The sequence below is a fragment of the Roseateles saccharophilus genome (genome assembly GCF_031458095.1).
In the GTDB taxonomy this organism is placed as follows: Bacteria; Pseudomonadota; Gammaproteobacteria; order Burkholderiales; family Burkholderiaceae_C; genus Pelomonas; species Pelomonas saccharophila_A.
Window position 1 is genome coordinate 506711 of sequence record NZ_JAVDXU010000003.1, and the last position, 26685, is coordinate 533395.

Here is a 26685-nt window from a genome sequence, read left to right on the forward strand (position 1 = left end):
GCAACTGGTCGCAGCAGCACTGCGCCTAGACAGCGCTGCCGCTATGGTGCGCGCCGCATCGAACCCTCGGAGTCCGTCTTGAAAACCCCCGCCCTCGCCTTGCTGCTTCTGCTCAGCCCTGCCCTGGTCCTGGCCCAGCAGGAAGTCGATCGCGCTTCCACCTCGCCCACGCCGAGTGGCAACAACCAGCTCGAGCGCGTGTCCGTGACGCGCCAGCAGACCGACACCGACCTGCGCCGCCGCGAGCCCGTGGCCAAGCAGCTCTACGGCCGCGAAGAACTGGACAAATACGGCGACACCCAGCTGTCCGACGTGCTCAAGCGCCTGCCCGGCATCAATGTCTCGGGCGGCCAGCTGCGCATGCGCGGCCTGGGCGGCGCCTACACCCAGATCCTCGTCAACGGCGAGCCGGCGCCCCCGGGATTCAGCCTGGACAACCTCAACCCGGCCCAGGTCGAGCGCCTGGAAGTGACCAAGGCGCCGACGGCTGACCAGAGCGCCCAGGCCATTGCCGGCACGCTGAACATCATCCTGAAGGACGCCCCGCGCGTCGTGCAGAAGGATCTGCGCCTGGGTGTGGCCTATGCCAGCGAGAAGCCTGTCATCAACGCCGGCTTCACCTATGGCGACCGGGCCCTGGGCGGCGTGGGTTTCGTCATTCCCATCTCGGTCTACCACTGGAACTTCGTCAACGAGACCGACAGCGAACGGCTGCGCGATGGCGGCCTGACGCGACTGAGCAGTTCGGGCTGGGACCGTGCCCATGGCCGCGGCTTCAATGTATCGCCGCGCCTGAACTGGAAGCTCGGCGACGACGAGACGCTGACCGTGCAAGGCTTCTTCGTGCAGAACCGCTTCCGCAACGAAGGCGAGAACACGACGCAGGAACTGTTCTTCGACCCCGTCAAGAGCATTCGGCCGGTCAGCGTGCTCGACACGACGCGCAACCGGGGCACGTTCTCCGCCAACCGCGTCAACGTTCAATACAACAACCGCTTCGGCGAAGACCGCCGTATCGAGCTGCGGGCCGGCACCGGCAGCGGCGGCGCCGACTTCAACTTCAACTTCTTCGGCCGCAACGCGGCAGGCGTGCCCGTCATCGAACGCATCACGACGGGCGACAACCGCAACCGCAACACGACGTTATCGGGCAAATACAGCCAGTACGCCGGTGAAGCGCACACGGTCACGGTCGGCAGCGAGATCGAGCGTCGTACCCGCGACGAAGTCCGCAGCACCATCGAACGCGATCCGGTCACCCTGGTGGCCAAGGACCTGCTGCCCGGTGTTGAAGGCCAGCCCTTCAACGCGACCATCACCCGTACGGCTTTCTACGGCCAGGACGAGTGGGAGATCAACAAGCAGTGGTCGGCCTACTTCGGCGTGCGCCATGAGCAGATCAAGACCGTCAGTGAAGGCGTGGGAAGCGAGTTCAACAGCACCAGCAAGGTGACGACGCCCTTGCTGCACCTGAACTTCAAGCCGGATCCGAAAGGCCGTGACATGGTCCGCGCCAGCCTGACGCGCAGCTACAAAGCGGCCGACGTGCAGCAGCTGATCGCGCGCCCCACCATCAATACGGACTACCCGGCCACGTCTCTCGACGCGAACCAGCCGGGCGGGCCGCGGGTCGCGGTCGAGAACACCCAGTCAGCGCCTGACCGCGTCGGCAACCCCAACCTCAAGCCGGAGCTGGCAACGGGCCTGGACATCGCCTGGGAAAGCTACCTGCCCGCGGGCGGCATGGTGTCGGTCGGGGTGTTCCACCGCCGCATCACCGGTCTCGTGCGCAATTCGCTCGTCAAGGAAAACAGCGTCTTCTGGGCGGAGAAGGCTCGCTGGGTCGCCCGGCCGATCAACCTGAGCAAGGCGACGACGCAAGGGCTGGAGCTGGAGGTCAAGGGGCGCGCCGGCGAGCTGTTCCCCAGCTTGTTCGAACCGACGACGGCGCTGAGCCTGCGCGCATCGCTGAACCTGTACCGCTCCACCGTCAACGACATCGTCGGGCCGAACAACCGCCTGGAAGGCCAGCAGCCCTGGCAGTTCAATTTCGGCGCGGACTACCGCATGAAGAGCTTGCCGATCAGCATGGGCTTCAGCGCCCAGATCGCGCCCAAATTCGACGTGCAGCAGACCAATCTGCAAAGCCAGGAGACGCTGGCCGCCCGTTCGCTGGATGCATTCGCGATGATGCAGGTCAGCAAGCAGGACAACGTCCGCGTCAGCGTGAACGGCCTGTTTCAGCCCAAGCAAGGGTCTTACGTGACCTACACCGGTCTGCCCGACTTCGCGCTGAATGAGCGCAAGCCCGTCGCTTGGTGGGCCTTGAACTGGGAACACAAGTTCTGATGACGCTCCATGCCGTCCCGACCGTGTCATCGTGCACGGCCGGTCTCGGCTATCTTCTGCGGCAATGACTTCCGCGGCACTTCAAATCTTTGCCGGCCCGGCCGCCCGGGCGCGCCTGGCCGAGCGCGGCCTGCGCGCCGAGGACGTCGGCCTGATGCCGGCCGCCGCCGGTGGCCCCAAGGGGTTGATCCTCAACGGCCTGGATCGCTTCGTCTTCGGCGACTGGCTGCCGCAAAGCCGCCAGACCGTGCACCTCGTCGGCGCCAGCATCGGCGCCTGGCGCATGGCCACGGCCGCCCTCGCCCACCGCGACGTGGCCGACGCCTTCAACACCATGGCCGAGGCCTATGTGACCCAGGAGTACGACGTGCTGCCGGGCGAGAAGCGGCCGCGGCCCGAAGGCGTCAGCAAGCGCTTCGGCGAAATCCTGGGTGAGATCTTCCAGGGCCGCGAATCTGAGGTGCTGGCCCATCCGCGGCTGCGCCTGCACGTCGTCACCTCACGCGGCCGCGCTGGCCTGCTGGCGCGCGAAGGCAAGCTGCGCACGCCGCTGGGCTATCTGGGTGCCTTCGCGGCCAATGCCGTATCGCGGCCGCTGCTGGGCCGCTTCCTGGAGCGTGTCGTCTTCTCGGACCCACGCGACCGCCTGCCGCTGAAGCTCAGCGACTTCACCAGCCGCGAGGTGCATCTGTCGCGCGCCAACTTGCGCGGCGCCTTGCTGGCCAGTTGCTCCATCCCCTTCTGGCTGCAGGCCCAGCACGACCTGCCCGGCGCGCCGCGCGGCGCCTACTGGGATGGCGGCATCACCGACTACCACCTGCATCTGGACTACCGGGCGCTGCAGCAGGCTCAGTCGCCGCTGGTGCTGTATCCGCATTTCCAGCGCCAGGTCGTGCCCGGCTGGCTGGACAAGGCCCTCAAGCACCGCCACCGCTCGACCGAGTTTCTCGACAACGTCGTGCTGCTCTGCCCGTCACCGGAATTCATCGCCCAGTTGCCCGGCGCCAAGCTGCCGGACCGCAATGACTTCATGGTCCTGGAGGCCGGCGAGCGCCGCCGCCGCTGGCGCATCGCCGTGAGTGAAAGCCAGCGCCTGGCTGATGAGTTCGCCGCGCTGGTGCAGCGCGCCTCGCTGCAGGCCCTGCCGCTCTAAGCGCGCCGACGCAGCATCACCACGCCCAGGCCGGCCAGCATCAACAGCCAGGCACTGGGCTCGGGAACAGCCGACACCGCCCAGTTCAGGCCCGAGGCTGAACTGATGCTGAAGCCCGGCACGTTCTGGCCGCCCAGCATCAGGCTGGCGCCGTCGAGATAGCTGGTGAAACTCGAACCGGCGTTGGCCATCCAGCCCGGAAAGCCCCCGGAGCTGCGCTGGCCGGCATCCACGTTGGTATAGATTCCCACGTCCATGCTCTTGCCGACGACGACGGGCAGACTGAAGATGATGACCTCGTTGATGGCCAGACTGGAGTCCGGCGCCGAGCCCACGCCCCAGGCGCCGACCTGGCGGTCCGTGCTCCACAGATGGTTGGAGCTGCCGTCGTCATAGCCCGCATTGGCCGCGCTGAGCATCTGGTGGTTGATATAGGGCACGACCATGAATCCCGTTCCCCCCGCCTCTGCCGTGGCCCACATCGTGCCGACCACGGCAACACGCAACAGCAGATAGCCGGATTCGCCCGCATGGCCGGCCGCGTTCACCGACAGGCTGTCGGAATAGCCGCCCGTGACGCCGCCATGGGCGAACCAGGTCTCCGCGGGCGAGTGGTTCTCGGCGCTCATCTGCACCCAGCCCATGCGGGCGGCGCCCGCGGAGCTGTTGCTGATCTGGACACCACTGGAGCTGGCGCTGTCCGACACCGTACCGCTGGTGAAGTAGTGCGTCTTGCAAACGCCGCCGGCGAACTGGCTGCTGATGTCGTCCCCAGCCCAGAAGCCACCACCCCCGCCAATGGGGGAGGCGCAGACATTCAGGAAGCCGCCCGGCGGCACGACGTCCAACTGGCGCGGCGCGGCTTGAACGCTGGCCGACAACAGGGCACAAAGGGCAATGGCGGCAAGGCGCATGGCGGGACTCCGGCTCGTGACAGTGCGGCGCAGGCTACGCCTCCCCCTCCTTCGGTAGAAGACTGCAAGCTAGGGGCAGGTAGAATTCCCCTTCCCTCCCCTCACAAGAGCGAGAAAGGCACCCTGGTTATGACACCGCGAACTACGACCACCTTCACCGGTACCTAGTCGGCCGCGGCTCGTCACGCCAGTCCTTTTCGGACTTCACCAATCAAGCGCGGCAAGTGGCCGCGCTTTTTTGTTTGTCGCTCTCGGAGCACACCCATGATCTCGATTCAACTCCCCGACGGCTCGCGCCGTGAATTCCCGGCCCCGCTGTCGGTCGGTGATGTCGCCGCAAGCATCGGTGCCGGCCTCGCCAAGGCCGCCCTTGGCGGCAAGGTCGACGGCAAGGTCGTCGACCTGTCCCACGTCATCGACCACGACGTCCAGCTGTCCATCGTGACGGACAAGGACGAAGACGGCCTGGACATGATCCGCCACTCGACGGCCCACCTGCTGGCCTATGCCGTCAAGGAGCTCTACCCCGACGCCCAGGTCACCATCGGTCCGGTCATCGAGAACGGCTTCTATTACGACTTCTCCTACAAGCGCCCCTTCACGCCTGAGGACCTCGCCGCCATCGAAGCCAAGATGACGGAGCTGGCCAAGAAGGACGAGAAGGTCGTGCGACGCGTGCTGCCACGCGACGAGGCCGTGGCCCACTTCAAGGCCATGGGCGAGGCCTACAAGGCCGAGATCATCGGCAGCATCCCGGCCGACCAGGACGTGTCGCTGTATGCCGAGGGCAAGTTCGAGGACCTCTGCCGCGGCCCCCACGTGCCGTCCACGGGCAAGCTCAAGCACTTCAAGCTGATGAAGGTGGCCGGCGCCTACTGGCGCGGCGACCACCGCAACGAGATGCTGCAGCGCGTCTACGGCACGGCCTGGGCGACCAAGGACGACCTGCAGAAGTACCTGACGATGCTGGAGGAGGCCGAGAAGCGCGACCACCGCAAGCTCGGCAAGGAACTGGACCTGTTCCACATCGACGAGCACGCCCCCGGCGTGGTCTTCTGGCACCCCAAGGGCTGGACGATCTGGCAGGAGGTGGAGCAGTACATGCGCCGCGTCTACCGTGACAACGGCTACCAGGAGGTCAAGGGCCCGCAGCTGCTGGACAAGACGCTGTGGGAGGCCACGGGCCACTGGGACAAGTACCGCGACAACATGTTCACGACGGAATCGGAAAAGCGCGACTACGCGCTCAAGCCGATGAACTGCCCCGGCCACATCCTGATCTTCAAGCACGGCGTCAAGAGCTACCGCGACCTGCCGCTGCGCTTCGGCGAGTTCGGCCAGTGCCACCGCAACGAGCCCACGGGCGGCCTGCACGGCATCATGCGCGTGCGCGGCTTCACGCAGGACGACGGCCACATCTTCTGTACGGAAGACCAGATCCTGCCCGAGTGCGTCGCCTACACGGCCCTGCTGCAGAAGGTCTACCAGGACTTCGGTTTCACGGACATCATCTACAAGGTTGCGACGCGCCCGGACGCCCGCATCGGCTCCGACGAGGTCTGGGACAAGGCCGAGCACGCGCTGATGGAAAGCCTGCGCGCCTCCGGCGTGGACTTCATCATCGCCCCGGGCGATGGCGCCTTCTACGGCCCCAAGATCGAGTACACGCTGAAGGACGCCCTGGGCCGCCAGTGGCAGTGCGGCACGATGCAGGTCGATTTCTCGATGCCGGGTCGCCTGGGCGCGGAATTCGTCGACGAGGATGGGCTGCATAAAAACCCAGTCATGCTGCACCGCGCCATCGTCGGCAGCCTGGAGCGTTTCATCGGCATCCTGATCGAGCAGCACGCCGGCGCCCTGCCCGTCTGGCTGGCCCCGACGCAGGTCGTGGTGGCCAACATCACGGACTCTCAGGCCGATTACGTGTCTGAAATTGTGAAATCGCTGCAAAAACAAGGGCTTAGGGCCTCAGCCGATTTGCGCAACGAGAAGATCACCTATAAAATCCGCCAGCATTCCATGCAAAAGCTGCCGTACATCCTTGTCGTGGGTGACAAGGAAAAGGCGAATGGCAGCGTTGCGGTCCGCGCCCGTGGCAACCAAGACCTCGGCGTGATGCCCCTGCAGGACTTCCTCGATAGGATCTCCGCAGACATCACCAACAAGGTCTGACAGCCACCCGGGCGCGATTTGTTTTTGTTGGGGCCCCATCGCCTGGGGCCCGCTGAAAGGTCTACACCATCGCTACGTTTGCTGACCGTCGTGCGATTCCGGAGCGCAAGCACCGGTTGAACCGCGAAATCATGGCTCCCGAAGTCCGCCTGAACGGCCCCGAGAATGAACCCATCGGCGTCGTCAGCATCCAGGAAGCCCTGCGCATGGCGGGCGAGCTGGATGTGGACCTGGTCGAGATCTCTGCCACCGCCAATCCGCCGGTCTGCCGGCTGATGGACTACGGCAAGTTCAAGTACCAGGAGCAAAAGCGCGCCGCCGAAGCCAAGGCCAAGCAGAAGATCATCGAAATCAAGGAAGTCAAATTCCGTCCGGGCACGGACGAAGGCGACTACCAGATCAAGATGCGCAATCTGCGCCGCTTCATCGCCGAAGACGGCGACAAGGGCAAGGTGACGCTGCGCTACCGGGGCCGTGAGATCACCCACCAGGACATCGGCATGCGCCTCCTGGAGCGGATCCGCGACGAACTGGCCGATGTGGCAGTGGTCGAGAACATGCCGAAGCTCGAAGGTCGGCAGATGATCATGGTCCTGGCGCCGAAAAAGCGCTGAGATCGACAGAGTTCAACCGGTGGGTTTGGTCGCCCGCCGGTTCACAAGTCTCCTGAGGCCAACAAGTGTGTCGGGCTCTCCGGCACCGCCCCAGGGACATACTTAAAAGGAGCATTCACATGCCCAAGATGAAGACCAAGAGCAGCGCGAAAAAGCGTTTTCGCGTTCGTCCGGGTGGCACCGTCAAGCGCGGTCAGGCGTTCAAGCGCCACATCCTGACCAAGAAGACCACGAAGAACAAGCGTCACCTGCGCGGCGCTGTGAACGTGCACGAAACCAACATGGGTCACATCGCTCAGATGCTGCCCTTTGCTGGTCTGTAATCCACTAAAGACTCAAGGAGAAACACATGCCTCGCGTCAAACGTGGTGTCACCGCTCGTGCCCGTCACAAGAAGGTCCTGGCTCTGGCCAAGGGCTTCCGCGGTCGTCGTAAGAACGTCTTCCGCATCGCCAAGCAGGCGGTGATGAAGGCGGGCCAATACGCCTACCGTGACCGCCGCACCAAGAAGCGCGTCTTCCGTCAGCTCTGGATTGCCCGTATCAACGCTGCATCGCGTGGTCTGGGTCTGTCCTACAGCAAGTTCGTGGCGGGTCTGAAGAAGGCCCAGATCGAGATCGACCGCAAGGTCCTCGCCGATCTGGCCGTGAACGACCCGGCTGGTTTTGCCAGCATCTTCGCCAAGGTGAAGGCCGCGCTCGCCTGATTGCGACCCATCCCGGCTCACGTCGGGATACGCAAACTTTCAGGGCCGGCCCCACTGGGTCGGCCCTTTTTCATTCCGAATTCCCGAATGTCTGATCTCGACGCTCTTCTTGAAGCGGCACGCGGCGACTTTGCCGCCGCGCCCACGCCGGCCGAACTCGAAAACGCCAAGGCCCGCTTCCTCGGCAAGTCCGGTCGCGTGACCGAACTGATGAAGGGCCTGGGCGCCCTCAGCATCGAGGAAAAGAAGACCCGCGGCGCCGAGATCAACCAGACCAAGGTGGCCATCGAAGCCGCCCTGACCGCCCGCCGCGACGCCCTGGCCGCCGCCGAACTCGAGAAGCAGCTCAAGGCCGAGGCCCTGGACGTCACCCTGCCCGGTCGCAGCCGCGGCACCGGTGGCCTGCACCCCATCACGCGCGCCATGGAGCGCATCGAGGCCATCTTCGCCTCCATGGGCTTCGACGTCGCCGACGGCCCCGAGATCGAGACCGACTGGTACAGCTTCTCGGCCCTGAACAACCCCGAGAACCACCCCGCCCGCTCCATGCAGGACACGTTCTACGTCGACATGAAGGACGAGAACGGTGCCTGGCTGAATCTGCGCCCGCACACCAGCCCGATGCAGATCCGCTACGCCCAGGCCCATGCCAAGCGCTATGCCGGGCAGGACACCATGCCCGAGATCCGCGTCATCGCGCCGGGCCGCACCTACCGCGTCGACAGCGACGCCACCCACTCGCCGATGTTCCATCAGGTCGAAGGCCTGTGGGTGGGCGAGAACATCTCGTTCAAGGACCTGAAGGCGGTCTACCTGAACTTCATCACCGCCTTCTTCGAGACCGATCAGCTGCAGCTGCGCTTCCGCCCCAGCTACTTCCCCTTCACCGAGCCCAGCGCCGAGATCGACATCATGTTCGAGAGCGGCCCGCTGAAGGGCCGCTGGCTGGAGGTGTCGGGCTCCGGCCAGGTGCACCCGCAGGTGATCCGCAACATGGGCCTGGACCCCGAGCGCTACATCGGCTTCGCCTTCGGCTCCGGCATCGACCGCCTGGCGATGCTGCGCTATGGCGTCAACGACCTGCGCGCCTTCTTCGACGGCGACCTCCGCTTCCTCGCCCAGTTCAAGTAATCCGACGACCGATATGCAATTCCCCGAGTCCTGGCTGCGCGAGTTCTGCAATCCGCCGCTCAACACCACGCAGCTCGCCGAGCTGCTGACCATGTCCGGCATGGAAGTCGAAGAGCTGCGCCCCGTGGCGCCGCCCTTCCACGGCATCGTCGTCGCCGAAATCCTCGAAGCCGAGCAGCACCCCAATGCCGACAAGCTGCGCGTCTGCAAGGTCAACGCTGGCGGCGAGCCGCTGCAGATCGTCTGCGGCGCACCCAACGCCCGCGTCGGCATCAAGGTGCCGCTGGCCACCGTCGGCGCCGAGCTGCCGCCCGGTGAAGACGGCAAGCCCTTCAAGATCGGCGTCGGCAAGCTGCGCGGTGTCGAGAGCTTCGGCATGCTGTGCTCGGCTCGCGAGCTCAAGCTCAGCGAAGACCATGGCGGCCTGCTGGAACTGGCTTCTGATGCCGTCATCGGCGAAGACATCCGCAAGCACCTCAAGCTCGACGACACGCTGTTCACGCTGAAGCTGACGCCCAATCTCGGCCATGGCCTGAGCGTGTTCGGCGTCGCGCGTGAAGTGGCCGCGCTGACCGGCGCGCCGCTGCTGAAGGCCGAGTTCCCGGCCGTCAAGCCGACGCTGGATGACAAGCTGCCCGTGCGCATCGAGGCCACTGACCTGTGCGGCCGCTTCTCCGGCCGCATCGTCAAGGGCATCGACACGAAGGCCAGGACGCCCGACTGGATGGTGCAGCGCTTGGAGCGTTGCGGTCAGCGCTCGGTGACGGCCCTGGTCGACATCTCGAACTACGTGATGTTCGAGTACGGCCGCCCGTCGCACATCTTCGACCTCGACAAGATCAGCGGCGAGCTGGTGGTGCGCTGGGGCAAGGCCGGCGAGCAGTTGAAGCTCTTGAACGGCAACACCATCACGGTCGACGACAAGGTCGGCGTCATTTCGGATGCGCGCGAGGTCGAATCCCTCGCCGGCATCATGGGCGGCGACCACACCGCTGTGTCCGACGACACGCGCAACGTCTATGTCGAAGCCGCCTTCTGGTGGCCCGAAGCCGTCATGGGCCGCGGCCGCCGCTACAACTTCTCGACCGACGCCGGCCACCGCTTCGAGCGCGGCGTCGATGCGTCGCAGACCGTCGAGCACATCGAGCGCATCACCCAGCTCATCATCGACATCTGCGGCACGGATGAAACGCGCGTCGGCCCGATGGACGACCAGGCGCCCAACATACCGGTGCGCAAGCCCGTGGCCCTGCGCGTCGCCCGCGCGGCCAAGGTCATCGGCATGCCGCTGACGCAAGCGCAATGCGAAGGCGTGTTCACGCGCCTGGGCCTGCCCTTCACGAGTGCTGACGGCGTGATCACGGTGACTCCGCCGAGCTGGCGCTTCGACATCCTCATCGAGGAAGACCTCATCGAGGAAGTCATCCGCGTGTTGGGCTATCCCACGCTGCCGTCCACGGCGCCGCTGGCCCCCATCGTCGGCCGCACGCGTTCGGAGAGCCGCCAGGCCACGCATGCGCTGCGCCGCGCCGTCGCCGCGCGCGACTACTTCGAGACCATCAATTTCAGCTTTGTCGAAGAACGCTGGGAGCGCGAGCTGGCCGGCGAGACGAATCCCATCAAGCTGCTGAACCCCATCGCCGCGCCGCTGGCCGTCATGCGCACCAGCCTGATCGGCAGCCTGGTGCAGGTGCTGCGCCACAACCAGGCCCGCCGCGCGACGCGCGTGCGCGTGTTCGAGCTGGGCCGCGTGTTCAAGCGCGACGCCAGCGTGGCCAATGGCCCCTTGACCGTGGCCGGCATCGAACAGCCGCTGCGCCTGGGCGGCTTGGCCTGGGGCCCTGCCGACCAGCAGCAATGGAGCCAGCGCGACCGCGCCGTCGACTTCTTCGACGTCAAGGGCGACCTGGAAGCCCTGTTCGCGCCGCAGACGCTGGCGTTTGAAGCGGCCGAGCACCCCGCCCTGCACCCAGGCCGCAGTGCCCGCGTGAGCCTGAACGGCGCCGTCATCGGTGTCGTTGGTGAACTTCACCCGCGCTGGCGCCAGGGCTATGAGATCACCGGCAGCGCGCCCGTCGTCTTCGAGCTGGATCTCGACGCCGCCCTGACCCGCACGCTGCCGCAAGGCCAGCCCCTGCCGCGCCAGCAAGCCGTGCAGCGCGACCTGGCCCTGGTGGTCAAGGACAGCACGCCGCACGACGCGCTGATGGCCACCATCACGACCGCCGGTGGCGCCCTGCTGCGCTCGGCCCGACTCTTCGACGTCTTCAAGCCCGCGGCCGGGACCAACACCGATCTGCAGGCCGATGAACGGTCCCTGGCCGTGCGTCTGGAACTGCTCGATGACGAAGCCACGCTGACCGATGAGCGCATCGACGCGGCCGTGGCCGCCATCGTGGCGGCCACCAGCAGCCAACTCGGCGCCCGCCTGCGCGGCTGACCCCAGCAACAGGAACACGACGAATGGACGCGAACGACGCCAAGAAATCCGAAGCCGCTGCGGTCCTCATCGGCAGCCTGGAAACGCCGACGCTGACCAAGGCCGAGCTGGCCGAACTGCTGTTCGACAAGCTCGGCCTGAACAAGCGCGAATCCAAGGACATGGTCGAAGCCTTCTTCGACATCCTGCACGACAGCCTGGTCAAGGGCCAGGACGTCAAGCTCTCGGGCTTCGGCAACTTCAACATCCGCCGCAAGGCGCCGCGCCCGGGCCGCAATCCGCGCACGGGGGAATCCATTCCCATCAAGGCGCGCAACGTCGTGACTTTTCACGCCTCCCACAAACTCAAGGGGGTCGTGCAAGGGGATGCGCCCGCCGGGGAAGACTTCGAGTAGAGTCTGCCTTCCCCTCGCGAACTTGTTGATTTGCAATGGAAAAGGCGCTTCCCGCCATCCCCGCCAAACGCTACTTCACCATTGGTGAGGTCAGTGAGCTGTGCGGCGTGAAGCCCTATGTGCTGCGCTACTGGGAGCAGGAGTTCACCCAGCTCAAGCCCATGAAGCGGCGCGGCAACCGCCGCTACTACCAGCACCATGAAGTGCTGCTGATCCGCCGCATCCGTGACCTGCTCTATGACCAGGGCTTCACCATCAGCGGTGCGCGCAACCAGCTCAGCGAAGGCCTGCCGCCCACCGGCGCCCAGAATTTCCGCGACGAAGCCGAAGCCGCCATGGCGATGGACGCCCTGGACAGCGAACTCGAGGGCGATGACGAACTCGACGTCGCCGTCGAACTGGCCCATGTGCCCACCGCCCGGCACGCGGCCTCGCATGCCCAGCCTTTGAAGGCCGCCGAAGCCTCGATTACGCTGCCCGTGCTGGCCATCGAGAACATCACCTCCCTGGAGCAGGTGCGCGCCGAGTTGCTGGCGATCAGAGCCACGCTTCTCGGCTGACAAAGCGAGAAAATCCAGCCTCGCAGCGCCGGAGGCTTGTATTCCTGGGTTATACTGATTGGCTCAGTCGGGGCGTAGCGCAGCCTGGTAGCGCACTTGCATGGGGTGCAAGGGGTCGCGAGTTCGAATCCCGCCGTCCCGACCATTTTTATTGAAGTAGATCAACGGCTTAGCAGCTTCGGCAGCTAAGCCGTTTGTCCTTCTGGTGGCTGATTTCGGCTCCAGGGGTACACCGGCGCCGGGCTTGCAGGTTGTGAGTGCCTGACCCGGGGCGCGAGCAGGGGATGCGGACGTTTTCTTGGACTACCTGGAGGTAGTTCATGTATTCATACGAGGACCGGCTTCGAGCCGTGCAGCTGTACGTCAAGCTGGGCAAGCGCATCGGCTTGACCATTCGGCAGCTGGGATATCCGACGAAAAGCGCGCCTTAGGCAGTGGGTTGAGAGCTACAAGGAGGCGCTCTGCGGCCTTCTGGCTGTCCTGCTGTCCTGCTTAGTCCGCCTTCGCCACGGTTGTCTGCAGGTGGCTAGCGAACGTCTACCACCCTTCGGAAGCACGTCAAGCGCACGCCTCTCCTGGAGGAAAATGACTAATTCAGTAGTCACTCTTAAGGCCCCGACGCATTTTGAGAGAAATGACTAGTACAGTAGGCGTTTCTGCTCTTCTTAAGATGAGTCAGTCGATGTGGCTACTGCAGTAGGCACTTCATACCCAGATCGGCGTTTTTTAAAAAATTGACTATCCTGGTAGGCATTTTCTTGATTTTTACGATTCAAATAACTAAAGTGACTACTGGAGTAGTCACTGCATGAAGTACACGATTCGATCACCGGAGGATCTGGGACTCCTGCTCCGCGCAGCGCGCAGGAGCGCCAAGGTTCGCCTGGACGATCTGTCTCACACGGTCGACGTCAGCAAGCAGACCACGGTCAACGTCGAAAAGGGCAAGCCCACCGTGCAGCTCGGCACAGTCATCCGCCTGCTCAATGAAGTGGGGCTCACATTGACGGTTGATCTGCCAGAGTCGGCATTGCCTGCCCTCAACAAAGCCCAGCAGGAAGCCAGAGATCGAGCAAGGTCGACCTCGGGTGCCGACGAGTCGACGACGACCTCCGTGCTTCGATTTCTTGACCAAGACCGATGACCGTGCGCAGCCTGCTGGTCTATGTAGACCGGACACTTGTCGGGACCCTCAGCGAAGAAAACAACCTCTGGGTCTTCGAGTACGCCCCGGAGTGGGTTGGCATGGAGCGCAGCTTCGACCTTTCGCCAGCGCTCCCTCGTCACACCCTGCGCCATGAAGACGGCGGCACGCTCCGCCCCGTTCAGTGGTACTTCGACAATCTCCTTCCCGAAGAGCTTCTGCGGCAGGCGATCGCCAAGGAAGCAGGCATCAAGGACTACGAAGACGCGTTCGCTCTGCTGGAGTACCTTGGCGCGGAGTCGGCAGGATCCCTAACCCTTCTTCCAGATGGCATTGCGCCTCCTGAAAAAAGCGAGCTGATCGAACTCTCCGACGAGATGCTCAGCCACCGGATCCAATCCCTGCCAAAGCAGACGCTCTCAAAGAGCGCGCCCAAACGCATGTCCTTGGCCGGAGCACAACACAAGCTGCTTGTGGTGCTCAAGAAGGACGCCCTCTACGAGCCCGTGGGAGCCACACCCTCGACCTACATCCTCAAGCCTGACCATCCTGAAGCGGGGACGTATCCAGCCTCGGTCTTCAACGAGTACTTCACGATGCGCCTGGCGGATGCTGCAGGGCTACAGGTTCCGAAGGTGGCCATGCGGTACGTGCCTGAGCCGGTCTATCTCATCGAACGCTTTGACCGCGAGGTCAAGTGGCCACGAGGCAAGTCAGATCCCCTAGCACCTCCTGATGTCCGAAGGCTTCACGTCATCGATGCATGCCAGCTGCTAAACAAGGCAAGGACCTTCAAGCACTCAGGCGCCACGCTTGAAGCGCTCGTGCAGATCGTCGAAGCCACCACCGTCAAGATTCAGACTCGCGCCAAGCTGTTCAGATGGCTCGTGTTCAACATCTTGGTGGGCAACGACGACTGCCATCTGAAGAACTTGTCGTTTCACGTGCATCACGACGCCATCGAGCTCGCGCCGCACTATGACCTCTTGTCGACGGGGGCCTACCACACCAAGGCGTTCGCAGATGAGAACGGCAAATGGAACCAGGTCCCGATGGCCTTCCCCCTGCCCGGAGCCAAGACCTTCGGCGACGTGACTCAGGAGGCTGTCCTGGCTGCCGCCGACGTTCTCGGCGTACCTAGAACCATTGCACAGCGCATCGTGATGCAGGTGACGGACCGCGTTGACAAGACGTTCGAAAAAATCTTGGCCGAGCACGAGGAGCTTGCAAAGAAAGCGCCGGCCAGCCGAGCCGCAAACATCGCCATCGAGAGTCGGCTATTGCGCGTGGTCCACCACATCACGCTGCGCGACATGATCGACCGCCTGACTCATTGAGGGGAAAGCGAAGTCCATCAAGCAGACCGCACCGGCTGCTCATGACTTCCAGTGCCCACCTCGCCTCGAACCAGCGTCCTGGTTGACCACAAGAAAGCCGTCGCCGCTGAGTGGCCGGGGCCGCGTCGGGGCTCCCATAGACAGGTTGAACCGCCCCGCGTTCTGCGGAGGCCCGTGGGTTTAAGTTAGACGGTCGCGGCCTGACCAGCGCGTCGTCGATGGTAGCTGTGCATGAGGTGCATGCCTCTTGCCGCGTGGCTGTGGGCGGACCTGCCGGTGACTTGGCATCCTTCGGATTCGCGGATCCGACTTCTCGGGTCACGTCAGCCGATGTGGTCAGGGAACTCAAGGCAAGCATGCAGGGCTGCCAAGGAGTCAGTTCTTCACGGAACTGACCCCTTGGCTTTTGGCGCCGCGCGGCGAGTCCACGAGGGGCAGCCGCACGCGAGCGTCCAGGCCCGACACACGCCCTTCCACCAGCCGGTTGGCCAGTTCGATCTGCCCGCCCAGCGAATGCACCAGGGCCTGGCAGATGGCCAAGCCCAGGCCAGAGCCCTGGCCGGAATCGCCGGCTGCGAAAGGCAGAAAAAGCCGCTCCTGCTGCTGCGGCGTCAGCCCCGGGCCGCCGTCGGCAATCAGCAGGCATGCGCGGCCTTCCTCGGCTGACAGCTCAATCGCCAGCCGTCCGCCCGCCGGTGTGTGCTGGATGGCGTTGTGAAGCAGATTGCGCGTCAGCTCGCGCAGGGCCCATTCATGGCTGTTGACGGCGGCGGGCTCGGTGCGGATGTCGAAGTCCAGGCCCTGTTTGGCGATCAACGGCGCCAGGTCCAGGGCCACGGCGCGGGTGATCTCGGCCCAGTCCTGGGTCGGCATGGCCTCGCCCGGCTGGCGCATCTGCTCGGCCCGGGCCAGGGCCAGCATCTGGTTGGCCAGCTGGGTGGCGCGGCTCACCGTCGTGTCGATCTCGGCCAGGGCCTGCAGGGGTTCGACGTCGCCCTGGCGCGCCGACTGCACCTGCACCTTCAGCACGGCCAGTGGCGTGCGCAGCTGGTGCGAGGCATCGCGCACAAAACGCTTCTGGTGCTCCAGCAAACGGGCCTGGCGGGCCAGGGCCTCGTTGGTGGCGACGATCAACGGAGTCAGCTCGACGGGCAGGCCAGGCGCCTGCAGCGGGCTGAGGTCATCGGCATCGCGGGCGCGCAGCGCGGCGCTGAGTTCGCGCACCGGCCGCGTCGCACGCTGCACCACGGTCCAGACGACGATGGCGATGACAGCCAGCAGCGCGGCCTGGCGCCACAGCGTGTGCAGCAGCACCTGGCGGGCCAGGCCGTGGCGCAGGTCCAGGGTCTCGGCAACCTGGATGGTGGCCAGGCCCATGCCGGTCTGGCCAGATACAGGCTGCAGCAGCACTGCCACGCGCACCGGCTCGCCACGGAAGCTGTCGTCGTAGAAGTCCACCAGGGCCGGGTAGGCGCTCTGATCGGGCAGCTTGCCGCTCCAGTTGGGCAGGTCCTCGTAGCCCGACACCATCTCGCCCTGGAAGCCGCGCACCTTGAAGTAGAGGCGGCTGCGGCTGTCGGTCTCGAAGGCCTCCAGGGCCGCATAGGGCACCGGCGCCACCAGCCGCGCCTGCTCGCCGCTGCCGTCCACGCCCAGCAGCTCGCCGATGGCCTTGGCCGAGGCCAGCAGCGTGCGGTCATAGGCCGTGTCGACGGCGCGCAGCGCGTCGCGATACAGGCTCATCGTGTTGATGGCCACCACCAGGCCCACCGGCAGCAGGATGCCCCACAGCAGCCGGGCGCGCATGGACAGACGCGCCAGGCGATGAAGCCTGATTTCAGTCATCAGCCTGCAGCAGATAGCCCAGCCCGCGCAGCGTCACCAGCTTGGCGCCGGTGGCCACGAGCCGCTTGCGCAGCCGGTAGGCCACCACCTCGATGGCATCGGGCTGGGCGTCGGTCGCATCGGCAAACACCAGTTCGAAGAGCTTGTCCTTGGCCACGGCCTGGCCTGGGCGCACGAGCAGGGCGCGCAGCAACGCGGCCTCGCGTGGCGCCAGGTCCAGAGGCTGGCCCTGGTGGTAGACCGCACCGCTCTGGGCATCGGCGCGCAGGCCGCAGAAGCTCGGCGCCTCGCCGCTCCTCACCTCGCTGGCCTGGCCCTGGCGCCGCACCAGGGCCCGGATGCGGGCCTCAAGCTCGTCGAGATCAAAGGGCTTGGGCAGATAGTCGTCGGCGCCGGTGTTGAGGCCCAGGATGCGGTCGCCCAGGGTGCCGCGTGCCGTGACGATGATGACGGGCGTCGTCAGCCCCTCGCCGCGCGCCTGGGCCAGCACCTCGAGGCCGTCCTGGCCGGGCATGGACAGGTCCAGCAACACCACATCCGGCACGCTGGCCCGCCAGCGGCTCAGGGCCTTGGCGCCGTCGTCGCAGATGACGACCCTGAAGCCGCGGCGCTCGAAGGAGCGCTGCAGCGTGGTCTGCATCGCGGCGTTGTCCTCGATCACCAGCAGCTTCATGGGCCGGCAGGCTAGCACCCGCCCCGCCCACCACCCGAGCTGAGGTTTACCCCGACGCGCTGGACAGCGGATTGACAGCCTCGCTTTCAAGCATGGAGGCTCCCATAAACACAACGGAGACAAAGGATGAAGGTCCAACTGAAGGCGCTCGCCTGCGCTGCCATCGCCTGCACCGCGACCCTGGCCGCGGCCCAGCAATCCAGCGTGACCATCTTCGGCGTGCTGGACGTCGGCATGCAGCGCATCAAGAACGGCAGCAAGTCGCTGAACCTGGAGAGCATCGATGGCCTGCAGACCAGCCGCATCGGCTTTCGCGGCCAGGAAAATCTCGGCAACGGCCTGAGCGCCAGCTTTCACCTCGAGGGCGCCATCGGCCCCGACGTCGGTGCGGGCGGCGACTGGCGGCGTCGCGCCACGGTCAGCCTGGCGAGCAAGGACGCCGGCGAGTTGCGCCTGGGCCGCGACTACACGCCGACCTTCTGGAACATCAGCAAGTTCAACGCCTTCGGCACCAATGGCGTCGGCGCGGCCAGCAATCTGGTCTACGGCTTCGACGGCGCATCGGGCACGGCCAAGACCGTCATTCGCTCGGACAACTCCATCGGCTACTTCCTGCCCGAGGGACTGGGAGGCGTCTATGGCCAGGCCATGGTGGCGGCCGGCGAAGGCTCGACGGGCCGCTATGTCGGCGCGCGCATCGGCTATGCCGGCGCCGGCCTGGACGTGGCCCTGGGCGTGTCGAGCACGGACAACACCCTGGCCGGAGACAAGTTCAAGGTCATCAACCTCGGCGGCAGCTACAGCATCGGGCCGCTGAAGCTGCTGGGTCTGTACCACGTCAGCAAGCAGACGACTCGCGAGCAGAAGAACTATGTCTTCGGTGCCCACTATGCCGTCGGCTCCGGCATCATCCGCGCCAGCTACGTCAATGCCCATTCACGTAACAGCGCCAATGGTGAGGACTACACCGGTAAGCTCATCGCCCTGGGCTATGTGCATAACCTGTCCAAGCGTACGTCGCTGTACGCAACGGCCTCGCAGGTGGACAACAGCAAGACCGGCCGCTTCCTGATTCCCGGCGGCTCGGCCATCATCGCGGGGCAGGATTCCAGCGGCCTCGAGGCCGGCATCTATCACTCGTTCTGAGCCCGAAGAGACAACAACGGAGACATCCATGCGTCGCGATACCTTCCTGAAGTCCCTGGCGGCCCTGGCCGCAGCCGGCGCATGGCCGCTGTCGGCCAACGCCGCGGGCGTGCCCATCAAGATGATGATCCCGGCCAATCCCGGCGGCGGCTGGGACACCACCGGCCGCGCCTTCGGCAAGGCCCTGCAGGACGCGGGCCTGGCGGCCTCCGTGCAGTACGAGAACAAGGGCGGCGCGGCCGGTGCCCTGGGCCTGGCCCAATTCGTCAACGCCAGCAAGGGCGACCCGCACGCCCTGATGGTCATGGGCGCCGTCATGCTGGGCGGCATCATCACCGGCAAGCCGCCGGTCAATCTGTCCCAGGCGACGCCCGTTGCGCGGCTGATCAGCGAATACAACGTCTTCGTCGTCCATGCGGCCTCGCCGCTGAAGACGATGAAGGACGTCATCGAGCAGCTCAAGAAAGACCCCGGCAGCGTCAAGTGGGGCGGCGGCTCGCGCGGCGCCACCGAGCACATCGCCGCGGCCCTGATCGCCCGCGATGTCGGCGTCGATGCGTCCAAGATCAACTACGTGCCCTTCCGCGGCGGCGGCGAGGCGGTGGCCGCCATCCTGGGCGGCAATGTGACCGTCGGCGGCAGCGGCTTCAGCGAGTTCCAGCCCTATCTGGAAAGCGGCAAGATGCGCGCCCTCGCCGTCACGTCCCCGCAGCGCATCAAGGGCGTCGACGCGCCGACGCTGAAGGAGCTCGGCATCAACGTCGAGATCGGCAACTGGCGCGGCCTGTATGCGCCACCCGGCATCAGCGCCGAGCAGCGCAAGGCCCTGACCGACATGGTCGTGCAGGCCACCAAGAGCAAGAGCTGGGCGGAGTCCATCGAGAAGAATGCCTGGACACCCGCCCTGATGGCCGGCCCCGAGTTCGACGCCTTTGTGGACCGCGAGTTCGCGACACTGCGCGCCATCATGGTCAAGTCCGGAATGATCTGAGGCCCCTCGCCCAGTCTTGCTCCGGCTGAACGCCGGCAAGCCTGGTCGGTTCCCCGAGGGGACGGCGATGCTTGCCGGATTGACCGGCAAGCACATCGCCCAAGGCGGGCCGGCTAGGGAGCGGTCCGGCGCTCGGCGCGCAATACTCAAGTGACAAAGCGATCATCATGAGCAACAACCCTTCCATGACCGGCCAGACCCTCGTGGGCGTCGGCGCCCTCATCATCGGCGCCGTGATGGCCTATGGCGCCACCTTCATCTCCTCGGAGGCCGGCTATGCCGGCGTCGGTCCCAACGCCCTGCCCTGGCTGGTGTCGGTGGTACTGATGATCTGCGGCGCCTGGCTGGTCTGGGAGGCACGCAGCGGCGGCTATCGCGAGATGGAGGCGCCCTCGGGCGCCGAGCGCGCCGACTGGCATGCCGCGGCCTGGGTGGTCGGCGGCGTCATTGCCAATGCCAGCCTGATCACGACCCTGGGCTTCATCCTGTCCTGCGCGCTGTGCTTCGCATTGGCTGTGCGCGGCCTGCGCATCTCGGAGGGCAAGGCGGGCGGCGCACTGAAGGCCAGCCTGCTCGACCTCGTCACCGGCATCTGCATCGCCGCACCGGTGTTCTGGCTCTTCACCAAGCTGCTGGCCATCAACCTGCCCGGGTTGACGAGCAGCGGCTGGCTGTGAGGAGGACGCCACCATGATGGATCTCTGGAACCAACTGCTCGGCGGCTTCGCCACCGCCGGCACGCCCATCAACCTGCTGTGGGCCTTCCTCGGCTGCGTCATCGGCACAGCCATCGGCGTCCTGCCCGGCCTCGGCCCGGCGGTGACCGTGGCCATGCTGCTGCCCATCACGACGCAGGTCGAGCCGACGGCTTCGATGATCTTCTTCGCCGGCATCTACTACGGTGCGATGTACGGCGGCTCCACCACCTCCATCCTGCTCAACACCCCCGGCGAGACCGGCACCATGGTGACGGCGCTGGAGGGCTTCAAGATGGCCAAGAACGGCCGCGCTGGTGCAGCCCTGGCCACGGCCGCCATTGGCTCCTTCGTGGCCGGCACCATCGCGACCGTGCTGGTCACGCTGTTCGCGCCGCTGGTGGCGGACTTTGCCGTCACCCTCGGCCCGCCGGAGTACTTCCTGCTGATGCTGCTGGCCTTCACGACGGTCAGCGCCGTGCTGGGCAAGAGCACGCTGCGCGGCATGACGTCGCTCTTCATCGGCCTGGCCCTCGGCCTGATCGGCCTGGACCAGATCACAGCCCAGGTGCGCTACACCGGCGGCGTGCCGGAGTTCATGGACGGCATCGAGACGGTCCTCGTCGCCGTCGGCCTGTTCGCCGTCGGCGAGACCCTGTACCTGGCGCTCTACGAAGGCCGCAGCACCACCGACCTCAACAAGATGGGCAGCGTGCACATGACGCGCCAGGAATGGCGGCGCTCCTGGCCGGCCTGGCTGCGCGGCACGGCCATCGGCTTCCCCTTCGGCACCATCCCTGCGGGCGGCTCTGAGATCCCGACCTTCCTCAGCTATGCCACCGAGCGCAAGCTCAGTGACCACAAGGAGGAGTTCGGCACCACAGGCGCCATCGAAGGCGTGGCCGGCCCCGAGGCGGCCAACAACGCGGCCGTCACGGCCACGCTGGTGCCGCTGCTCACGCTCGGCATCCCGACCTCGGTCACCGCTGCCATCCTGCTCAGCGCGCTGCAGAACTACGGCATCCAGGCCGGCCCGCAGCTGTTCACGACGTCCTCGACCCTGGTGTGGGCGCTGATCGCGTCGCTGTACATCGGCAACGTGATGCTGCTGGTGCTGAACCTGCCGCTGGTGGGTCTGTGGGTCAAGCTGCTGAAGATCCCGCGGCCGCAGCTCTACGCGGGCATCCTGATCTTCGCCACCGTCGGCGTCTACGGCATGCGCCAGAGCGCCTTTGACCTCTTCCTGATGCTCGCCCTGGGGCTGATGGGCGTCGTCATGCGGCGCTTCGACTTCCCCACCGCGCCCGTCGTGGTCGGCATGATCCTCGGCCCCCTGGCCGAAGCCCAGGGGCGCAATGCGCTGTCCATCGGCAGCGGGCACTGGAGCGTCTTCATCGAGAGGCCGCTGTCGGTGGTCCTGCTCGCGCTGCTGATCGCCGTGCTGGTGCTGCCGCGCGCCTGGCGCTGGATAGCCGCGCGGCGCTGAGCGGATCAGAACGGATCCTTGAACTGCATCGTCAGGAAGAAGGCGCCGCGCGCCTCGCCGGCCTGGCGGCGCAGATTGGCCATATAGCCCAGGCTGAGGTCGACGCTGTCCACCAGCGTCACGCGCAGCCCCGTGCCCAGGGCCAGGCGGTTGCGCGGGCCACTCAGGCGCGGGCCGAGATTCACGGCGTCCAGCATCAGCAGCGGGCTGACGGCGATGGCGTTGATCTCGTCCATCAGCGTGTCGACGATATGGCGCACCGGTTCGATCTCGCGGCGCGCGTCCCGCTCGGCCAGCTTGGGGTCGGCCGCCGCGAACCAGCGCACCAGTTGCGCGACGGCGGCACGCAGCGCGGCGCCCTGCTGCGTGATCTGCAGGCTGCGTGGACCCGCATTGAAGCCGTCCACGCAAAGTGCCACCACCTGTCCCAGGGTGTTGGCGGTGTCTTCGCCCGGCAGCAGCTCCGTGAACAGGCCGAGCTGGCTGAGGCTGGACTCCTGCAGCACCTGGCCGACCTCGTCCTGGGCCTGGGCCAGTTGCCCCTTGCAGGCAGCGAAAGCGTCGCTGCCTGCCGGCGGCTGCGCGGCCACCACGGCGCTGTCCAGCGCGGCCAGGATCTGCTGCACCTTGGGCAGCTCGGCGATAGCCTGCCTATAGGTCGGCAGCATGGTGCGGTTGTCCGCCGCGAGGCCGCCGACGGCGGAATCCAGCTGGCCGTTCAGCGCCTCGCGAACCTGGGCATTGCCATAGGCCTCGGCCGGTACCAGGGGCAGGTTGAAGACCGGCAGCGCCGCTGTCACGCTCAGTGCCGAGAAGCGCCGATAGCCCGGGCTGGCCGGGCTGCCGGCCAGGGCATTGGTGGCCAGGCTGCGCAGCAGCGGTGCCGCGCGGATCTGCCATTCCTCGCCGCCGCTGAACAGCTGCTCGCGCCCGCCGGCGAAGAAGCGCGCGCCATGCGGCACCAGGCCCTGTTCGCGCAGATGACCCAGGGTCAGGCGCGTCTCCAAGGACAGGCTGCGATGGTCGGCCACCGGCCAGCGGCCTTCGTGCGCGATGTCGACGATCTGCTTGACCCAGTCCAGGCCCGCGCCACCGCTGCCGGCGCCGAACTCGACCGCATAACTCGCCGCCCAACTCTGCCGCGCCAACCGCGCCGTGGTGCCGGCCATCAGCTTGAGCGACTGATAGCGCTGGTCGGCCAGCAGGCCCGCGGCGGGGTCGTCCTGACCGCGGCTGCGATGCTGGCCGGCGTCGAAAGCCGCCCCCAGGCGAAGGGCCAGCGCCGAGCTGCCCAGGGCATGGGTCTGGGCCAAGGCCTGGGCCTCGAGATTGCTCTGCCCCAGCCTCGACACGGACTTGGCGGGCACCGACTGGTCGGCATAGCCCAGGCGCCAGGCGATATGGGCCCAGAAGCCGTCGACGCGGTCGCGCGCACCCTCCAGCGCCAGGGCCAGGTCGCGCAAGCGGTCGCTGGCATAGGCATCGATGGCGACGGAGCGCCAGTAGGCGTCGGCACCCGCGCCGCGGCGGTTGTAGAGGGCCGCCGCGCCGGCGCCGGCGCCCTCCCCCGGGCGGTAGCCCAGGCGCGGCTGCAGGCGCATGCCCTGGCGCAGGGCCTCCTGCCCGGACTGGCCTTCCGGCGCCGCCGTCTCGCGCTGGCGCGACTCCCAGGTGGGCGCCACCGACATGGAAGCCTTGATGGCATAGACGAAGAACACCAGCTCGAGCCCCTGCGGCGTGCAGCCGACCATCACCGGCAGCACGCGGCCGCCGACGCGGGCTTCGACATCCAGGTTCGCAAAGGGCAGAGCCGCGATCTGGTTCCACACCGCCGTGACCTGGCTGGCGCTGTAGGGCTGGCCGCGCAGCCGTTCGGCCAGTGCCCTCGCCCGCTCCAGGTCGGCGCTTATCCAGGGCAGGAAGTCCAGCGGCGTCCTCACATCCACGGCATGGATGGGCATGCCGCCGAAGGCCCCGTTGGCCGGGCAGGCGTTGCCGGCCACGACGACCGCATCCGGCCTGGCCTGCGGGCCGGCGATTGCGATGGCGGGCGCCAGCAGCACCAGCAGGGCCAGCGCCCAGTGCACGCCCCGGGGCGAAGGTCTCACCTCTTCAGCAGGGTGCGCTGGATGACGGCGTCAGCCGGCGGGCCGCCGGGCTGCTGGCTCGCGAGGGCGGCGTTGGAGGCCGGACCGGCCAGGAAGGCCGCTTGCGTGGCGGTCAGGCCATTGGTGGCGGTGGCGGCGGCCTTGCTGTGCAGCTCCTTGTCCACGACCACGTCCAGGCTGACGCGGGCGTCGCCATAGGCAACAGCCTTGTCGTCGCGGCGGAACAGCTGGAAGTGGATGGTCCAGGTCGGCAGGCCGTTGTCGTCGCTGACCTTCTCCAGCCCGAACACGATGCGGCGCAGATCGTCCTTGGTGTTCACGACGAGGTCGACCTTGATGTTGGTGATGATGTGTTCGCGGGTGGTCATGGCGGGCTCCGGTCGAGATTGGGCTCAGCAGGAGTAGGCCGTCGGCCTGCTCCGCGGTCATCCGCAGGAATGGGGACGGTCGGCGGACGGCGGCGCCTTCGGGCCCGGCTCGTCCTCCTCCAGCGGCGCCAGCAGCAGCTTCAGCTCGGTCGCGCTGAATTTGCTCAGGGCCGCGCCGTCGTCGCTGCCGAGCAGCCCATCGGCCAGCGCCTTCTTGCGCGCCTGCAACTCCAGCATGCGCTCCTCGATGCTGCCCTGGGCGACGAGCTGGTAGACGAAGACGGGCTGATCCTGGCCGATGCGATGGGCCCGCGCGCTGGCCTGGGCCTGCACGGCCGGGTTCCACCAGGGGTCGACGTGGATGACGGTGTCGGCGGCCGTCAGGTTCAGGCCGACGCCCCCGGCCTTGAGGCTGGCCAGCAGGATGGGCTCCTCGCGGGCCTGGAAGCGGCGCACGACCTCGCCGCGCTGGGAAGCCGGCGTCTCGCCGGTCAGGCGCAGATGCGGCAGCTTCAAGGCGCCCAGTTCCGCGGCGATCAGGTCCAGCATCTCGGTGAACTGCGAGAACACCAGCAGGCGCCGGCCCTGGGCGACGAAATCCGGCAGGTGCTCGCGCAGCCATTCGAGCTTGGCACGTTCGATGTGGGGCGCCATCTCCACGCCCTTCAGCAGACGCGGATCGCAGCAGACCTGGCGCAGCTTCAGCATGGCATCCAGCACGCTGATGAGGCTGGTCGCGTTGAAGCCATCGCGGGCCAGGATGCGTCTCACCATGTGGTCGGCCGCGACGCGCACGCTCTCGTAGAGCTGCTTCTGCTGGCCCACGAGCGTGACGCGCTTGACCAGTTCGGTCAGCGGTGGCAGTTCGGTTGCCACTTCGGTCTTGAGCCGGCGCAGGATGAAGGGCCGCACGCGGGCCGCGAGCAGCCGGGCGCGCGGACCGTCGCGGTTGATCTCGATAGGCTTGCGCCAATGGCGGGCGAAGTTGCGCGAGTCGCCGAGGAAGCCGGGCATCAGCAGGTCAAACAGCGACCACAGCTCGCCGAGGTGGTTCTCCAGCGGCGTGCCGGTCAGGGCCAGGCGGTGGCGGGTGTTCAGGCGGCGCAGCGCGCGGGCGGCGCGGGCCTGGGCGTTCTTGACGGCCTGGGCCTCGTCGAGGATGAGCAGATGCCAGGGCTGGGCCGACAAGATGCGCAGGTCGCGCCAGACCAGGTTGTAGGTGCTCAGCACGACATCGGCCTGCGCGAGCTGGGCGGCCTCGCGGTCTGCGCCATGCCAGGTCATCAGCCGGAGCCCCGGTGCGATGCGTGCGGCCTCCTGCTGCCAGTTGAAGAGCAGCGAGGTCGGCACGATGACGAGGGCGGGCCGGTCCAGGCGCCCAGTCTGCTTCTCGGCCCAGATATGGGCCAGGGCCTGCGCCGTCTTGCCCAGGCCCATGTCGTCGGCCAGGATGCCGGCGAGCTGTTGCTCGCGCAGGTATTGCAGCCAGGCCAGGCCCTGCAGCTGGTAGGGCCGCAACTGCAGGCCCAGGCCCGGCGGCTGGGCCAGCGTCATGGGCGCGCCGGCCGCCAGCAGCCGCTGGCCGAGCGCCTTCAGGCCGGCGTCACCGTGGATCTGCCAGCGCCCCCGCCCCTCCTCTTCGATGCAGCGGATGCGGTCGGCGTCCCACTCATTGAGCTTGAGGGGCTTGCCCTTCTCCAGCTCCATCGGCTTGAGCAGGTCCAGCAGGGCCAGCATGATGGCCTTCAGCGGCGCGGCAACGGCGTGATAGCGGCGGCCGCCGGGCGCGCGCAGGGAGACGATGGCGTCGTCCTCGATGGCGGCGATGGCCACCGCGTCCAGCCAGCGCTTGTCCTTGCGCAGCAGATTGGCCATCAGCGGCGCGAGGTCGAGGCGCTGGCCATCCACCTCCATGCCGAGGCTGACCAGCCAGGCACCGGTGCGGCGCTCCAGGCCCAGTCCTTCGACACGGCGGCTGGGCTTGGGCGCTTCTGGGGCTTCTTCTTCCGTCAGGCCGAGCTGCCAGCCGCTGACGAACTGGCTGTGGTGGGCAAAGCCCGGCTCGGTCGTGACCTGCCAGCCCAGGGCCTGCAGCTCGGGCACTTTCTCGGCGTGGAAGTCGCCGAAGAACTCTTCCTGGACCAGGGTCCACAGCGAGCTGCCGAGCGGCTGCGGCGCACCGCGCCATTGCAGCAGCGCGGGGTCCAGCGGGATCAGGCCGCGCGTGCGCAGCCCCTGCTCGGCGTTGGCGTCCGGCGTGGCCAGCATCGCCACCGTCACCTGCTCGCCGCGCGGGCCGAGCGGGCCACGCGGCCGCAGGCCGAGCAGGCCATCGCCGCGTGTCAGCGTGCGCAGCGTGAGATGGGGAGGTGGAACAGGCATCCCGACAGTCTCGCAGCCTGCGAGACCGCCTCCATCAAACAAAAAGGGGCGGCCTCAGCCACCCCTTGGTTCATGA

Annotated in this window: 22 protein-coding genes and 1 tRNA gene; 17 read left to right on the top strand and 6 right to left on the bottom strand. The window is 66.7% G+C overall.

What is annotated here, in order from left to right:
• Positions 1 to 78 precede the first annotated feature (78 nt).
• Both J2X20_RS21340 and J2X20_RS21345 read left to right on the top strand, forming a co-directional pair.
• Positions 79 to 2349, top strand: a complete 2271-nt coding sequence (locus J2X20_RS21340; RefSeq protein ID WP_310269140.1) for a TonB-dependent receptor plug domain-containing protein — start codon at positions 79 to 81, stop codon at positions 2347 to 2349.
• A gap of 64 nt (positions 2350 to 2413) precedes the next feature.
• Positions 2414 to 3502, top strand: coding sequence for a patatin-like phospholipase family protein (locus J2X20_RS21345; RefSeq protein ID WP_310269143.1), 1089 nt, complete (start codon positions 2414 to 2416; stop codon positions 3500 to 3502).
• On the opposite strand, the gene J2X20_RS21350 is transcribed toward J2X20_RS21345, so the two are convergent.
• Positions 3499 to 4416: a PEP-CTERM sorting domain-containing protein gene (locus tag J2X20_RS21350; protein ID WP_310269148.1), complete on the bottom strand. Its 918-nt coding sequence runs from the start codon at positions 4414 to 4416 to the stop codon at positions 3499 to 3501. The two genes, J2X20_RS21345 and J2X20_RS21350, sit on opposite strands and share 4 nt — an antisense overlap.
• A gap of 264 nt (positions 4417 to 4680) precedes the next feature.
• On the opposite strand from J2X20_RS21350, the gene thrS reads away from it, so the two are divergent.
• The 11 genes from thrS (at position 4681) to J2X20_RS21405 (ending at position 14915) form a co-directional block, all read left to right on the top strand.
• Positions 4681 to 6588: a threonine--tRNA ligase gene (gene thrS, locus J2X20_RS21355; RefSeq protein ID WP_310269151.1), complete on the top strand. Its 1908-nt coding sequence runs from the start codon at positions 4681 to 4683 to the stop codon at positions 6586 to 6588.
• Positions 6589 to 6656: 68 nt separating this feature from the next.
• Entirely contained in the window at positions 6657 to 7202 is a 546-nt protein-coding gene (gene infC / locus J2X20_RS21360) for a translation initiation factor IF-3 (RefSeq protein ID WP_310269999.1), read from the top strand.
• 119 nt (positions 7203 to 7321) lie between these two features.
• Positions 7322 to 7525: a 50S ribosomal protein L35 gene (gene rpmI, locus J2X20_RS21365; protein ID WP_025564002.1), complete on the top strand. Its 204-nt coding sequence runs from the start codon at positions 7322 to 7324 to the stop codon at positions 7523 to 7525.
• A 26-nt stretch (positions 7526 to 7551) separates the two neighbouring features.
• Complete coding sequence (rplT, locus tag J2X20_RS21370; RefSeq protein WP_025564000.1) at positions 7552 to 7908, top strand: 50S ribosomal protein L20; 357 nt, start codon at positions 7552 to 7554, stop codon at positions 7906 to 7908.
• An 87-nt stretch (positions 7909 to 7995) separates the two neighbouring features.
• On the top strand, positions 7996 to 9039 hold the full coding sequence (gene pheS, locus J2X20_RS21375; protein WP_310269165.1) for a phenylalanine--tRNA ligase subunit alpha: 1044 nt from the start codon (positions 7996 to 7998) through the stop codon (positions 9037 to 9039).
• Between the two features lie 13 nt (positions 9040 to 9052).
• Positions 9053 to 11479, top strand: a complete 2427-nt coding sequence (pheT, locus tag J2X20_RS21380) for a phenylalanine--tRNA ligase subunit beta (protein ID WP_310269168.1) — start codon at positions 9053 to 9055, stop codon at positions 11477 to 11479.
• Positions 11480 to 11502: 23 nt separating this feature from the next.
• Positions 11503 to 11874 carry an integration host factor subunit alpha gene (locus J2X20_RS21385; protein WP_310269171.1) on the top strand — a complete coding sequence of 124 codons (372 nt, stop codon included), beginning with the start codon at positions 11503 to 11505 and terminating at the stop codon, positions 11872 to 11874.
• A 35-nt stretch (positions 11875 to 11909) separates the two neighbouring features.
• Positions 11910 to 12434, top strand: coding sequence for a MerR family transcriptional regulator (locus J2X20_RS21390; protein ID WP_310269174.1), 525 nt, complete (start codon positions 11910 to 11912; stop codon positions 12432 to 12434).
• Between the two features lie 68 nt (positions 12435 to 12502).
• Positions 12503 to 12579, top strand: a tRNA-Pro gene (locus tag J2X20_RS21395).
• Positions 12580 to 13242: 663 nt separating this feature from the next.
• Positions 13243 to 13578, top strand: coding sequence for a helix-turn-helix domain-containing protein (locus J2X20_RS21400; RefSeq protein WP_310269176.1), 336 nt, complete (start codon positions 13243 to 13245; stop codon positions 13576 to 13578).
• Positions 13575 to 14915, top strand: coding sequence for a HipA domain-containing protein (locus tag J2X20_RS21405; protein ID WP_310269178.1), 1341 nt, complete (start codon positions 13575 to 13577; stop codon positions 14913 to 14915). Before J2X20_RS21400 ends, J2X20_RS21405 begins: the two co-directional genes overlap by 4 nt.
• A gap of 375 nt (positions 14916 to 15290) precedes the next feature.
• Here J2X20_RS21405 and J2X20_RS21410 read toward each other — a convergent pair whose 3' ends face one another.
• The gene (locus J2X20_RS21410) at positions 15291 to 16760 is read right to left on the bottom strand and encodes a sensor histidine kinase (RefSeq protein ID WP_310269180.1); all 1470 of its coding nucleotides are present in this window, start codon (positions 16758 to 16760) and stop codon (positions 15291 to 15293) included.
• Positions 16753 to 17433, bottom strand: coding sequence for a response regulator transcription factor (locus J2X20_RS21415; RefSeq protein WP_310269183.1), 681 nt, complete (start codon positions 17431 to 17433; stop codon positions 16753 to 16755). Before J2X20_RS21415 ends, J2X20_RS21410 begins: the two co-directional genes overlap by 8 nt.
• Before the next feature lie 126 nt (positions 17434 to 17559).
• Between J2X20_RS21415 and J2X20_RS21420 the strand changes: the two genes are divergently transcribed.
• The 4 genes from J2X20_RS21420 (at position 17560) to J2X20_RS21435 (ending at position 21751) form a co-directional block, all read left to right on the top strand.
• Positions 17560 to 18579, top strand: a complete 1020-nt coding sequence (locus J2X20_RS21420; protein WP_310269187.1) for a porin — start codon at positions 17560 to 17562, stop codon at positions 18577 to 18579.
• A 28-nt stretch (positions 18580 to 18607) separates the two neighbouring features.
• On the top strand, positions 18608 to 19570 hold the full coding sequence (locus J2X20_RS21425) for a Bug family tripartite tricarboxylate transporter substrate binding protein (protein WP_310269190.1): 963 nt from the start codon (positions 18608 to 18610) through the stop codon (positions 19568 to 19570).
• 167 nt (positions 19571 to 19737) lie between these two features.
• A complete protein-coding gene (locus J2X20_RS21430; RefSeq protein ID WP_310269193.1) occupies positions 19738 to 20247 on the top strand; it encodes a tripartite tricarboxylate transporter TctB family protein in 510 nt (169 codons plus the stop codon).
• A 16-nt stretch (positions 20248 to 20263) separates the two neighbouring features.
• Complete coding sequence (locus J2X20_RS21435) at positions 20264 to 21751, top strand: tripartite tricarboxylate transporter permease (protein WP_310270001.1); 1488 nt, start codon at positions 20264 to 20266, stop codon at positions 21749 to 21751.
• A gap of 5 nt (positions 21752 to 21756) precedes the next feature.
• Here J2X20_RS21435 and J2X20_RS21440 read toward each other — a convergent pair whose 3' ends face one another.
• The 3 genes from J2X20_RS21440 to J2X20_RS21450 are packed head-to-tail and all read right to left on the bottom strand — an operon-like array spanning position 21757 to position 26609.
• Positions 21757 to 23859 (bottom strand): hypothetical protein, encoded by a 2103-nt coding sequence (locus tag J2X20_RS21440; RefSeq protein ID WP_310269196.1) that lies wholly within the window; start codon positions 23857 to 23859, stop codon positions 21757 to 21759.
• The gene (locus J2X20_RS21445; protein ID WP_310269199.1) at positions 23856 to 24227 is read right to left on the bottom strand and encodes a hypothetical protein; all 372 of its coding nucleotides are present in this window, start codon (positions 24225 to 24227) and stop codon (positions 23856 to 23858) included. The genes J2X20_RS21440 and J2X20_RS21445 overlap by 4 nt, the downstream gene beginning before the upstream one ends.
• Positions 24228 to 24284: 57 nt before the next feature.
• Entirely contained in the window at positions 24285 to 26609 is a 2325-nt protein-coding gene (locus J2X20_RS21450) for a DEAD/DEAH box helicase (RefSeq protein WP_310269202.1), read from the bottom strand.
• Between the last annotated feature and the right edge of the window lie 76 nt (positions 26610 to 26685).